The sequence below is a fragment of the Hujiaoplasma nucleasis genome, assembly GCF_013745115.1.
Classification (GTDB): Bacteria; Bacillota_I; Bacilli_A; order Izemoplasmatales; family Hujiaoplasmataceae; genus Hujiaoplasma; species Hujiaoplasma nucleasis.
Genome location: NZ_CP051151.1, coordinates 1,155,219 through 1,167,728, shown reverse-complemented (window position 1 = coordinate 1,167,728; position 12,510 = coordinate 1,155,219). Strand labels below are relative to the sequence as shown.

Sequence of the window (12,510 nt, the reverse complement as noted above, 5' to 3'; positions counted from 1 at the left end):
TCTAAATGGAAAACAATAAAAAAAGAGGAAGAAAACCTCATTCTAAGAGAGAACCAAAACTTTACGAAGAAAGAGTAGTTAATATTGGTCGTGTTACCAAAGTTGTTAAAGGTGGTAGACGTTTTAAATTTTCTGCTTTAGTTGTTGTTGGCGATCAAAATGGAAAAGTGGGATTCGGAATCGGTAAAGCAAGTGAGGTTCCAGATGCCATTAAAAAAGCAATTGAGACCGCTAAGAAAAATATCATTGAAGTTCCTATGAGTGGAACGACTATACCTCATACAATTACTGGTAAATTCGGCGCTGGAAAAGTATTCTTAAGACCGGCTGTTGAAGGTACTGGGGTTATTGCAGGTGGTGGTGTTCGTGCCGTCCTAGAATTAGCAGGGATCAAAGATGTTTTATCAAAATCTTTAGGTTCAGATGCTCCAGTTAATATCGTGAGCGCAACTGTTGAAGCTTTAAAACAATTAAGAACTGTTGAAGAAGTTGCTGAGATGCGTGGATTAACTGTTCAGGAGGTACTACACTAATGGCGGATTTAAAAGTAACCTTAGTAAAAGGTATATCAAGAAGAAAACCAAATCAAATTAAAACAGTTAAGGCTTTAGGACTTACTAAAAGAAATTCATCAGTTGTTGTTGAAGACAATGATATGATCAAAGGTATGATTAACACAGTCAGCCATTTAGTAAAAGTCGAAGAAGTTACTAAGTAGGGGGTGTTGATATGAAATTACACGAATTAAGACCTAATGATGGTGCTACTCATTACAAAAAAAGAGTGGGTCGCGGATCAAGTAGTGGTTTAGGTAAAACAAGTGGCCGTGGACAAAAAGGACAGAATTCTCGTTCTGGTGGCGGTACAAGACTTGGTTTTGAAGGTGGACAAACACCTTTATTCAAACGTCTTCCTAAAAAAGGATTCACAAATCCTTTTAGAAAGGAATTCGCTGTAGTCAATTTATCTGACCTCAATCGTTATGAAGAAAATACAGAAGTTACACCTGAGTTATTATTAGAAGACAAAGTTATTCGTAAAGAGTTAGACGGCGTTAAAATCTTAGGTAGAGGAAAATTAGAAGTCAAACTAACTGTAAAAGCTCATAAATTTTCAGCTTCAGCAAAAGAAGCTATCGAAGCAGCTGGTGGCACTATTGAGGTGATATAATGGATACTATTAAAAAGATTTTCGGTAACAAAGAAGTCTTAAAAAAAATAGGATTTACATTATTTATCTTCTTTATTTTTCACTTACTAACAAAAGTTACAATTCCTTTAGTAGATAAAACTGCTTTCGGTGCTGCTTTTGATGGTAATGGATTCTTAGGAATTGCAAACTCAATTTCTGGGGGTGCTTTAAGAAACTATTCAGTTGTTGCTTTGGGTATTAGTCCTTATATTACCGCTTCAATTATTGTTCAGTTATTACAAATGGACATCGTGCCTTTCTTGAAAGAATGGGGCGAAGAAGGAGAAGTTGGTAAAAAGAAAATCGCAAGATTTACACGTTATTTAGCAATCGCACTTGCTTTTGTACAAGCAATTGCAATGACCTTTGCTTTTGATGGTGCCAACGTAGGATTGTTTACAACAGAAGCAATTACTTGGGCAACCTTAGGTGGTAGAAACCTATGGTTCATCGTTTACTTCTATATCGCAGTTGTTTTAACTGCTGGTACAGCATTAATGATTTGGATTGCCGACCAATTAACCCTAAAGGGTGTTGGTAACGGAACATCAATGTTGATCGTTGCCGGGATTATTATTTCATTCCCTGGTACTATCGTATCATTGGTTCAATATTATATTGCTGATCCAAATGCAATGTTACAAGGTGCAGCATCTGCTGTTCAAGGACAATTTGGTGGTTACCTATTGTTTGGTGTCAGCGTCTTAATGTTTGTGATTGTATTAGTAGGTGTTACTTACATGCAAATTGCTGAAAGAAAAATCCCTATTCAATACGCAAACAGACCAAGCACAAGTAAATTTAAAGGTAAAACGGATTCAAATATCCCTATTAAGTTGAATACTGCTGGTGTTATTCCAGTTATCTTCGCTTCAATTATCTTATCTTTACCATTGACAGTCATTGGTTATGTTTCTAACGCAACCGTTGAAACATCAAGAACCCTTAATTGGTTCCAACAAATATTTACTTATACTGAACCAATAGGTTTTGTATTATATGTTCTTTTAATTTTTGTATTCACATTCTTCTATTCATTTATTTTAGTGAAACCAGAAGATATTGCTGAAAACTTAAACAAACAAAACGCATATATTCCTGGGGTAAGACCTGGAAAAGAAACTGAAGCACATATTACTAAAACACTATTTAGAGTGACTGTTGTTGGGGCATTTTATTTAGTTGTAGTTGCTTCTTTACCAATCATTACATCAATGATTTTAGGACACAATTACGCTCAAATCGGAGGAACATCATTATTGATTATTGTTGGTGTGGCACTTGAAACAGCTAAACAAATTGAAGCTGATACTCAAGAAAAAGCTTACGCTGGCTTTATGAGATAGTATCATGATTAACTTACTGATTATGGGGAAACCTGGCGCTGGCAAGGGGACCCAAGCAAAAAAAATACTTGATCATTTCTCATTAACCCATATTTCAACTGGCGATATCTATCGTGACGAAATAAAAAAGGGTTCTGAAATTGGTCAAGAAGCAAAAAAATATTTAGATCAAGGCAATCTTGTGCCAGATAAGATGACAAATGACATAGTATGGGAAGTATTACAAAAGCATGAATATCCTAATGGATTTATGTTGGATGGCTTTCCAAGAACCATTGCTCAAGCTGAAGCTTTAGATGAAATGTTAAATACTTTAAATATTCATCTAACAGCTGTTATCAATGTTGATGTTGATGATGATGTTATTTCTGATCGAATGGCAGGACGAAGAGTATGTTCAAATTGTGGTGAAACTTACCACGTAGAATATCATCCTCCAAAAAAAGATGGGGTTTGTGATGTTTGTGGTCATTCTTTAATACAAAGAAAAGACGACCTAAAAGAATCAGTTTTAAATAGATTACAAATCTATAAAAACAAAACACAACCCTTACTTGACTATTATGAAAACAAAGACTTATTATTGGTCATTGATGGTGAAAATCCTAGTGACCAAGTATTTGAAGATATTTTAATTAAATTAGGTGAATTGCATGATTAAACTTAAATCTGAAAGAGAAATTGCTTTAATGAGACAAGCTGGTAAGATTGTAGCCTTAGCCCATCAAGCGGCTAAAGACTTTATTAAACCTGGCATATCTACTGAGGCACTTGATGATTTGATTGAAAAGGTTATTCGTGACCATGATGCAATACCATCTTTTAAAAACTATAATGGTTTTCCCGCATCGGCATGCATATCGATCAATGAAGAAGTTGTTCATGGAATCCCATCTAAATCAACCATTCTAAAAGAAGGCGATATCGTCTCTGTAGATATAGGTGCGATTTATAAGGGATATCATGGCGACTCTGCTTGGACTTATGCATGCGGGGAAATATCTGATGATGCAAAAAGACTTCTAAAAGGCACAGAGGAATCTTTATTCAAGGGCTTAGAATTTGCAAAAGCTGGAAACAGATTATCTGATATCAGCCACGCGATTCAAAAATATGCTGAGGGATTAGGTTTTTCGGTTGTAAGAGAATTTGTAGGTCATGGTTTAGGTTCAAACCTTCATGAAGATCCACAAATACCAAATTATGGTTTGCCTGGAAGAGGACCTAGATTAAAATCGGGAATGACATTAGCCATTGAACCGATGATTAATTTAGGCAATAAAGATGTAAAAGTATTGGCTGACGGTTGGACAGCTGTAACCAGAGACAAGTCATTATCTGCTCATTTTGAGCATTCAATATTGATTACAGATACTGGCTACGAAATATTAACCAAATGTTAAGGAGTGATTGGTTTGTCAAAAAAAGACGATGTAATTGAAATGGTTGGTACTGTTGTTGAGGTACTACCTAACGCAAAATTTATAATCGAACTAGAAAATCAACACCGTATTATCGGACACGTTTCTGGTAAAATCCGTATGCATTACATACGCATTTTACCAGGTGATAAAGTGAAAGTTGAAATGTCAACTTACGACCTAACACGTGGACGTATCACATATCGTATGAAATAATTAAATTAATAATGGAAAGATTTTAAGGAGGATCATGGTATGAAAGTAAGACCATCTGTAAAAAAAATCTGTGATAAATGTAAAATCATTAAAAGAAAAGGTAGAGTTTATGTCATTTGTGAAAATCCAAAGCATAAACAAAGACAAGGGAAATAGGAGGAAACTATGGCAAGAATAGCAGGAGTAGATATTCCTAGAGAAAAAAGAGTCGTTGTTGCTTTAACTTATGTTTATGGTATTGGTAGAACAAGATCTGAAAAGATTTTAGCAGCTGCTGGTATTGATGAAAACACAAGAGTAAGAGACTTATCTGACTCAGATATCGTAAAAATCAGACAACAAGTAGAGAAATTTACAGTAGAAGGTGACTTAAGACGTGAAGTTGCATTAAACATCAAACGTTTAAGTGAAATTGGCTGTTATCGTGGACTAAGACATCGTAGAGGATTACCAACACGTGGACAAAACACTCGTAACAACGCTAGAACACGTAAAGGTCCAAGAAGAACTGTAGCTAATAAGAAAAAATAAGAAGGGAGACTGAATAAAATGGCACGTAAAAATGTTAAAACAAAACGTCGTGTGAAAAAGAATATTCCATCGGGAGTAGCACATATTCATTCGACTTTCAATAACACTATTATCACTATTACCGATAAAAGCGGTAATGCAATAGCTTGGAGTTCAGCTGGTGCAATTGGTTATAAAGGTAGCCGTAAGTCTACACCTTTTGCAGCAGGATTGGCTTCTGAAGCAGCTGCTAAATCAGCTATGGATCATGGCGTATTAAAAGTAGAAGTTGAAGTTAAAGGGCCAGGACCAGGTAGAGAAGCAGCGATTAGAAGTTTACAAGTAGCAGGACTAGAGATTACTGCAATTAAAGATGTTACACCAGTTCCTCATAACGGTTGTCGTCCACCAAAACGACCACGCGGTTAGGAGGTCATTATGAAGGGCTTAAAATTCGAAAAACCTAAAACCGAAATTCTTGAGTTAGAAGATAACTATGGTCAATTTGCTATCTCACCTCTTGAAAGAGGCTATGGTATTACTTTAGGTAATTCGTTAAGAAGAGTTTTGTTATCATCATTACCAGGCGCTGCAATTGTGAATGTAAATATCACAGGCGTTGTTCATGAGTTTACACCTATTGAAGGTGTTGTTGAAGATGTAACAACCATTATTCTTAACTTGAAAGGTGTTATCCTTTCAATTGATAACGAAGATTCAAATGTTGAAAAACGTTTAGACATTTCAGTTGAAGGACCTAGAGACGTATATGCATCAGATATTATTGCTGATGAAGAAGTCGAAGTTAAAAACCCAGATCATTTTATTTGCCGTGTTAATAAAGGCGTTCTTAGAATGACAATGAAGGCTAGAAAAGGCAACGGCTATGTCAGCGCAGTTGAAAATGCAAAATACAAAGACGATGTGAATGATATTTCAATTGATAGTATTTATACACCAATCACACGCGCTAGATATGATGTAGAAAAAACAAGAGTAGAAGATAAAGCAGATTATGATAAATTAACTTTAGAAATTTGGACTGATAAATCAATCGGACCAAAAGATGCTTTAGGTTTGGCATCTAAAATGTTAATTGATCACTTAAATGAATTTGTTGATTTATCTGAAAAAGCAGCTGATGAAGACTTTATGGTTGAACGTGAAGTTGAAGAAAGCAATAGAAATTTAGAAAAACCAATTGAAGACCTTGACTTATCTGTACGTTCATATAATTGTTTAAAACGTGCAGGTATCAATACTTTATCTGAATTGATTGAAAAAACAGAAGAAGACATGATGAAGGTTAGAAATCTTGGTAAAAAATCATTGAAGGAAGTTAAGCAAAAGCTTGAAGAATTGAATTTAAGCTTAGCTAAACACTAATCGATAGGAGGAAATTATGGCAAGTAGAGGATACACTAAACTTAATCGTAATAGCGCTAATCGTAAGGCTCTAATTCGTGATTTAGCTACTCAACTTATTATGCATGAGAGAATTGAAACGACACTCGTTAAAGCTAAAGAAATCAGAAGAACTGTTGAAAAATTAATAACTCTTGCAAAAAAAGGTGACTTAAATTCAACAAGAATTGCTGAAAAAACAGTTAGAGAATTAAAAATAGATGATCAATATGCTATCGTTAAATTGGTTAAAGAATTAGGACCAAAATACAAAGATAGAAATGGTGGATACACTCGTATCTATAAAACTGGACCACGCTTAGGCGATGCAAGTCCAATGGCTATTATTGAATTAGTATAAGAATGTAAAAGTATCGAGTGATCGATACTTTTTTACTCTTTAGGAGGCAAACTTGAATAAAGAAGATAAGTTTATAGAAATATATAATCAATTGGATACTTATTTAAGAATTAAATATTTTAATGATAATCCATCATATACATCTTATTCAAAAAAGATATTTTATATAAAAAACCATAAGTTAGAACCAATTATGCAAAATGAACATTATTTTGATATCCTAAAAAAAGCAGGAGAAATCAGAAATATTGTCGCTCACAACAACAATATTATTGTTCCAAGTGATGAATTTTTAAATGAGTTTTCTAACTTGGTAGACAGAATAAGTAAAGCAAAAAGGGTTGATCAGATAATGACTCCTTATAGCCATTTACAGACAAAAGACTATCAAGATAGATTAAAAGATGTTATTGAGTTAATTGCTAATAAAGGTTACAATGCAATTCCGATTATAAATAATCATCAATTTGTAGGTATGTTTACTGAAAAGACGATTTTTGATTATCTAAGTATTTCTGATAGAATTATTGATAAAGAAATGTTCATTAAGGAAATGCATGAAGTGATTGATCTTGATGGAAAGCCGAGAGCATATTTTAAATTTATACCTAGGAATTTATCTATTGATCAAGCCTATGATATCTTCACTCAAGATTTTAAAGGCAAACATCAATTGTTATTGCTCCTAGTAACAGAGAATGGTATAAAAACAGAAAAATTTTTAGGTATTGTTGCATTAAGAGATTTAAAAAATGAATTATATTAGAGTGACTCCAATAGCAATTTCAATTGTATTTTGATATAATAATTGAGGTGATGTTTATGAGCTATATAGAGATTAATAAATTAAATTTTTCATATTCAAAAAATCATAAAGTTCTAAATGATATATCTGTTAATATTGAAAAAGGTGAATGGGTAGCGGTTTTAGGACATAATGGTTCAGGTAAATCAACTTTTGCAAAAAGTTTAGTTGGTTTAATTGAACCTTCTTCGGGGTCTATCAAAATTGATGGACATGAACTTAATGAAGAGACAGCTTATGATTTAAGAAAAAAAATAGGGATTGTCTTTCAAAATCCAGACAATCAATTTGTTGGTGTCACGGTAAGAGATGACATTGCTTTTGGTATGGAAAATTTATGTGTTGAAAGAGAAGAAATGTTAGAACGTATTGAATTTTATGCAAATAAAGTTCAAATGCTATCATTTTTAGATAAGGAACCAGGAGATTTATCGGGCGGTCAAAAACAAAGAGTCGCTATTGCTGGTATTCTAGCAATGAGAACTGATATTTTGATTTTTGATGAGTCAACATCTATGTTAGACCCTTCAGCTAGAGAAGAGTTGATGTCATATATTAAACAACTCCATAAAGAAGGTTTAACCATTATTATGATTACACACGATATTAATGAAGCTTTAATGGCTGATAAGTTAATGATATTAAAAGATGGGGAAGTTGCTGCTTATGATAAAGTCAATATTTTAATGAAAGATAGGGACTTATTCATACATTCGTATCTAGAATTACCAGTCGCTTTAGATGTGGCTAATTTACTTGATGATCATGATTTTCATCAGATTAAGGAGACATTATGGGCATACGTTTCAATGAAGTAACACATCAATATAGTTCGTTTTCTAAAATTAGTGCTTCAGCCATCTATAAAATATCCTTGGAAATTCAAGATACCGGAGAATTCATTGCTTTGGTTGGACATACTGGATCAGGTAAAACAACTTTGGCCAAACATATGAATGCTTTAATATTTCCTACTGAAGGTGAAGTTGAAATCTTTGGTAAGAAGATTACCAGCAAGCGCAATAAAAAAATATCATACAACAGCATTAGACAAAAAGTTGGTCTAGTATTCCAGTTTCCTGAGTATCAGTTATTTGAGGAAACTGTATTAAAGGATGTCATGTTTGGTCCTCTTAATTTTCATATAGAAAAAGAAAAAGCTGAAAAACTAGCTAAAGATGCTTTACGTTTAGTTGGTTTAGATGAAAGTTACTATAATAGAAATCCCTATAATTTATCAGGTGGAGAGAAAAAAAGAGCTTCTATAGCTGGCATATTAGCAATGGATCCTCAAATACTTGTTTTGGATGAACCAACTTCTGGCTTAGACCCTCATGGGAAAAAAGTATTAATGGAACTTTTTTTAAGTATTCATAAACAAACCAATAAATCTATTATTGTTATTACTCATGATATGGATTTGCTTTATCAGTATTTTAAAAGAACCATTGTGATGAATGATGGTGAAAAAATCTTTGATGGTTCACCGGAAGATTTATTTAGAGACCATGCTTTGGTTGAAAAATATTTAGATTATCCACATTCTATTAAAGTAATGAAACATTTAAATCAAGTCCATGGACTTGATATGGATATTTATAAAAAGTCTGTAGATGAAATCACCGACGAAATTAAAAAGGCGGTGAAATCATGAAATCAGTTGTTATGGGTCAATATGTTCCAGGAGATGGATTTTTTCATAAAGTAGATCCTCGAACAAAAATTATGGCTGTTTTGTTTTTAATGATTGCGACTTTTTTATTTGATGATATTTATCAGATTTTTGTAGCACTTTTATTAACATTTTCTTTATTGTTTATTGGTAAGATTTCGATCCTTAGAGTCTTAAAAGGATTGAAACCTATTTTGGTATTATTGATTTTTACTTTCGTCTTTCAAATTTTGTTAAATAAAGAAGGTAGTCTGGTTGTAGATGCTTCTTTAAATATCTCTTTATTAAACATTTTGTTTATAATTGTTTTATTTGTTATATGGCGATTTTTAGCGAAATTTAAGAAGTTTAAATTTTTGTTATTCCTTGCTTTTGTTGTAGGGTCTATCTATCTATTATCTAATGTATCTTTGGCCAATGATTATCCATTAACATCTTATCGATTGACCATTTATGAAAAGGGTATAGAGATGTCTGTTTTTGTTGTCTTTAGATTATTAATTGTCATTACTTTATCTACTTTATTGACACTTACAACCAAACCAACAGATTTAACACAAGGACTAGAAAGTCTATTAAGACCTTTTAAGAAGGTAGGCTTTAACTCTGATGAGTTTGCCTTAATCATCTCAATTAGTTTAAGGTATATACCAACCATTTTTGATGAGGCAAATAAGATTATGCAGGCCCAAGCATCTAGGGGTGCTGATTTTTCTGAAGGAAAATTAAAGGATAAGTTAAAACAAGTGATTTCTTTATTGATTCCAATGTTTATCATTGCATTTATACGTAGTGAAGAATTGGCTGATGCTATGGGGTCTAGAAATTTTGTGCCTGGTAAACCTAGAACAAGAATTCATATTTTAGAATATTCATATAGAGATATTTTTGTGAGTATTTTTACGTTTTTATTTTTTGTAACAGCTTTGTTATTTAGAGTCAATGTATTGGGGTATTAGATGTTTGATTTCCATGAGTTTTCTGCTATCAAAATTGATGATTTAATATTATTAAATCGTCAGGAAATTCTTGAATACATTAAAAATAACCAGATCTTATTTAAAGATCTGGTTTTAGACTTTTCGCCTTTAAGACATACAGCTTATGGTCATAATCAATTAGGACATTTAGTTAAGATATCATATAAGAATGATTTGGTTCAAAAGATAGTTATAGTTAAAAATAAATCTCATATAAATAGAGTAAAAATGGTAATTGCTTATGATGGTAGCCAGTTTCATGGTTTTCAATTTCAAAGCAAACAAAGAACAGTTCAAGGTGAACTTAATAAGGTCATTCAACCCATGATCGGATCAAATGTTTTAATCCAAGGGGCATCAAGGACGGATGCAGGTGTTCATGCTTATGGACAAGTGATTCATTTTGATACTAATCTTTTACTAAGTCCTGAACAATGGAAAGATATATTAAATCATCAATTACCTAAAGATATCTATGTTAAGGAAGTTTCTATGGAACATCTATTGTTTCATTCAAGATATGATGTTTGTAAAAAAACATATGTATATAAAATTCATCTAGGTCCTTATGACCCTTTACTAGCAAATTATTATCATTTTGATCAAAACTTAAATGTTGAAGCTATGAGACAAGCTTTAAAGATATTAGAAGGAAGACATGATTTTTCTAGTTTTTCCAAGTCAAAAGTGGATGATCCTATGAGAGAAATATTCCATACTTCTATAGAAGTCAAAGACAATATTATTAGACTAGAGATTGTTGGAAATGGCTTCTTAAGATATATGGTTAGGCTTATTGTTGATTATTTAATTAAAATAGGCAAAGACCAGGCTAAACTTTCGATGCTTGATGTTTTAAAAGAAAAGAGTCGTAAATATACCAACTCAATAGCCCCAGCACAGGCTCTATATTTAGATAAGATTGAATATTAATAAAAATGAGACAATCGTGGATTGTCTCATACTTTTATATTTCTCTTTTATTAACCGTTTTTTTAATGCGTTTAATATTGATAATTCTTTTGATAAAAGCTACTAATAATAAGATGAAAATATTAACAGATACAATAGCTGCCCCTGATGGGATTGAAACAGAGTAAGTGAGCCAGAATCCCACAAGAACTGATAGTTCAGAAAAAATAATAGCAATAATAACTGTAGACTTATAGGACCATCCAATTCTCATACCTGCAGCGACAGGAATGACCATTAAAGAAGAAATCAGTAAGACACCAGCGGCTTCTAATAAAACAGATACGACAATACTAAGCATGACCATAAAGATTATTTGGAAGATTCCTACATTAATACCCATGAACTTAGCGTTCATTTCATCAAAACTAACGGCTATTATTTTTTTACCGAATAAGATAAATACTATGATGACCACAATTAAAGTAGCGATAATAACCAACAAGGAATCAAATCCTATGGTTAGGATTGAACCAAAGAGGTATTCATATAAAGACCCGGTAGCGCTTGCTAGTGCAAAGAAAATAGCTGATAAAGCAGCACCTAGACTTATGACGATGACCATTGAGATTTCTTTATAGTTCTTATAGGACCTTCTAAAGAACTCGATAAGTAATCCACCAATAACTGAGAAAACAACACCTAGTAAAAATTCGTTTTCAAAAAAGAATTTAAAACCTAGAGAACTTAAGAATAAACTAAATGATATACCTACCAATGAGAAATGTCCCAAGGTATCTGCAATGAATGATAAGCGTCTAACAACCACGATAGATCCTAATAAAGGAGCTAAAATACCTAGGATAAAACCAGCGATTAAAGCGATTAAAAGAAAATCATATTTAAAGATATCAGTAATGAAGGATAGGGTCATCATTGTTGAACACTTCCTTCCATAGAATTCTTTCTAACAGAAAAATCATTGGTTAAATCACCATACATATCTAAAATGTGTGTATAATTTAAATGGGATATTTCATCCGAGTGTGTAATTAAGATAATGGTAATACCTTCTTTGTTAAGTTGGTCAACTGTATGATAAAAGAATTCTTTGTTTTGCTTATCAATTGAAGCTGTTGGCTCATCTAAAATTAATACTTTTGGGTTATTTAACATGGCCCTTACAATAAACACTCTTTGTAATTGACCACCGGATAAGGAATTGATATTTTGGTTTTGAATATCAAATATTCTCATTTGATCTAGTAATTTCAATCTCATTTGATGGCTAACACCCTTGGCACTTGATACACTTAATAACTCAGAAACAGTGATAGGGAATTCATAATTAAATTCATCAAAGGATTGACTAACATAGCCAAAATCAGTCCATGATTTAAATTCAGTAATATCTTTCTGGTCATAAAAAATAGCGTTAGGTTTGACTTCATTAATGCCAAGCAAACATTTAATAAAGGTTGATTTACCACTGCCATTTTTACCTTTTATAACTAAATAATCACCTTGATTTAAGGTGAGAGATAAATTTTTTAATACAGTTTTTATGCCATAAGCAAAAGTTAAATTGTTAATATATATTTGCATAATCAACCATCCTTGAAATTTATTGTAACATATTCGCCAAATTTATTAAATAAATATATTTAAAAATTAGCCATTTTATGAGATAAT

At 32.4% G+C, this 12,510-nt stretch carries 19 protein-coding genes; 17 read left to right on the top strand and 2 right to left on the bottom strand.

The window, feature by feature from the left end; genetic code table 11:
• Positions 1 to 5: 5 nt before the first annotated feature.
• From rpsE to truA, 17 genes are read left to right on the top strand one after another with little or no spacing between them, the layout of a single operon-like run.
• A complete protein-coding gene (gene rpsE, locus HF295_RS05510) occupies positions 6 to 533 on the top strand; it encodes a 30S ribosomal protein S5 (protein ID WP_312031181.1) in 528 nt (175 codons plus the stop codon).
• Positions 533 to 718, top strand: a complete 186-nt coding sequence (rpmD, locus tag HF295_RS05505) for a 50S ribosomal protein L30 (protein ID WP_312031180.1) — start codon at positions 533 to 535, stop codon at positions 716 to 718. The genes rpsE and rpmD overlap by 1 nt, the downstream gene beginning before the upstream one ends.
• An 11-nt stretch (positions 719 to 729) precedes the next feature.
• The gene (gene rplO, locus HF295_RS05500; RefSeq protein ID WP_312031179.1) at positions 730 to 1,170 is read left to right on the top strand and encodes a 50S ribosomal protein L15; all 441 of its coding nucleotides are present in this window, start codon (positions 730 to 732) and stop codon (positions 1,168 to 1,170) included.
• The gene (secY, locus tag HF295_RS05495; RefSeq protein ID WP_312031178.1) at positions 1,170 to 2,537 is read left to right on the top strand and encodes a preprotein translocase subunit SecY; all 1,368 of its coding nucleotides are present in this window, start codon (positions 1,170 to 1,172) and stop codon (positions 2,535 to 2,537) included. Before rplO ends, secY begins: the two co-directional genes overlap by 1 nt.
• Positions 2,538 to 2,541: 4 nt before the next feature.
• Positions 2,542 to 3,198: an adenylate kinase gene (locus HF295_RS05490; protein WP_312031177.1), complete on the top strand. Its 657-nt coding sequence runs from the start codon at positions 2,542 to 2,544 to the stop codon at positions 3,196 to 3,198.
• Positions 3,191 to 3,940, top strand: a complete 750-nt coding sequence (gene map, locus HF295_RS05485) for a type I methionyl aminopeptidase (protein WP_312031176.1) — start codon at positions 3,191 to 3,193, stop codon at positions 3,938 to 3,940. The genes HF295_RS05490 and map overlap by 8 nt, the downstream gene beginning before the upstream one ends.
• 12 nt (positions 3,941 to 3,952) lie before the next feature.
• Positions 3,953 to 4,174 carry a translation initiation factor IF-1 gene (infA, locus tag HF295_RS05480; RefSeq protein WP_312031175.1) on the top strand — a complete coding sequence of 74 codons (222 nt, stop codon included), beginning with the start codon at positions 3,953 to 3,955 and terminating at the stop codon, positions 4,172 to 4,174.
• 39 nt (positions 4,175 to 4,213) lie between these two features.
• Positions 4,214 to 4,330: a 50S ribosomal protein L36 gene (gene rpmJ, locus HF295_RS05475; protein WP_312031174.1), complete on the top strand. Its 117-nt coding sequence runs from the start codon at positions 4,214 to 4,216 to the stop codon at positions 4,328 to 4,330.
• 9 nt (positions 4,331 to 4,339) lie between these two features.
• Positions 4,340 to 4,705, top strand: coding sequence for a 30S ribosomal protein S13 (gene rpsM, locus HF295_RS05470; RefSeq protein ID WP_312031173.1), 366 nt, complete (start codon positions 4,340 to 4,342; stop codon positions 4,703 to 4,705).
• Positions 4,706 to 4,723: 18 nt separating this feature from the next.
• The gene (gene rpsK / locus HF295_RS05465) at positions 4,724 to 5,113 is read left to right on the top strand and encodes a 30S ribosomal protein S11 (protein ID WP_312031172.1); all 390 of its coding nucleotides are present in this window, start codon (positions 4,724 to 4,726) and stop codon (positions 5,111 to 5,113) included.
• 9 nt (positions 5,114 to 5,122) lie between these two features.
• On the top strand, positions 5,123 to 6,070 hold the full coding sequence (locus HF295_RS05460) for a DNA-directed RNA polymerase subunit alpha (protein ID WP_312031171.1): 948 nt from the start codon (positions 5,123 to 5,125) through the stop codon (positions 6,068 to 6,070).
• 16 nt (positions 6,071 to 6,086) lie between these two features.
• On the top strand, positions 6,087 to 6,449 hold the full coding sequence (gene rplQ, locus HF295_RS05455; RefSeq protein WP_312031170.1) for a 50S ribosomal protein L17: 363 nt from the start codon (positions 6,087 to 6,089) through the stop codon (positions 6,447 to 6,449).
• 52 nt (positions 6,450 to 6,501) lie between these two features.
• Positions 6,502 to 7,215 carry a CBS domain-containing protein gene (locus HF295_RS05450; RefSeq protein ID WP_312031169.1) on the top strand — a complete coding sequence of 238 codons (714 nt, stop codon included), beginning with the start codon at positions 6,502 to 6,504 and terminating at the stop codon, positions 7,213 to 7,215.
• Positions 7,216 to 7,271: 56 nt separating this feature from the next.
• Positions 7,272 to 8,072: an energy-coupling factor transporter ATPase gene (locus HF295_RS05445; RefSeq protein WP_312031168.1), complete on the top strand. Its 801-nt coding sequence runs from the start codon at positions 7,272 to 7,274 to the stop codon at positions 8,070 to 8,072.
• Complete coding sequence (locus HF295_RS05440; protein WP_312031167.1) at positions 8,048 to 8,908, top strand: energy-coupling factor transporter ATPase; 861 nt, start codon at positions 8,048 to 8,050, stop codon at positions 8,906 to 8,908. Before HF295_RS05445 ends, HF295_RS05440 begins: the two co-directional genes overlap by 25 nt.
• A complete protein-coding gene (locus HF295_RS05435; RefSeq protein WP_312031166.1) occupies positions 8,905 to 9,885 on the top strand; it encodes an energy-coupling factor transporter transmembrane component T family protein in 981 nt (326 codons plus the stop codon). The genes HF295_RS05440 and HF295_RS05435 overlap by 4 nt, the downstream gene beginning before the upstream one ends.
• On the top strand, positions 9,886 to 10,839 hold the full coding sequence (truA, locus tag HF295_RS05430) for a tRNA pseudouridine(38-40) synthase TruA (protein WP_312031165.1): 954 nt from the start codon (positions 9,886 to 9,888) through the stop codon (positions 10,837 to 10,839). It abuts the gene before it with no gap.
• Positions 10,840 to 10,873: 34 nt separating this feature from the next.
• Here the strand turns inward: truA and HF295_RS05425 are convergent, their stop codons facing one another.
• On the bottom strand, positions 10,874 to 11,755 hold the full coding sequence (locus HF295_RS05425; RefSeq protein ID WP_312031164.1) for a metal ABC transporter permease: 882 nt from the start codon (positions 11,753 to 11,755) through the stop codon (positions 10,874 to 10,876).
• Positions 11,752 to 12,423, bottom strand: coding sequence for a metal ABC transporter ATP-binding protein (locus tag HF295_RS05420; protein WP_312031163.1), 672 nt, complete (start codon positions 12,421 to 12,423; stop codon positions 11,752 to 11,754). Before HF295_RS05420 ends, HF295_RS05425 begins: the two co-directional genes overlap by 4 nt.
• Between the last annotated feature and the right edge of the window lie 87 nt (positions 12,424 to 12,510).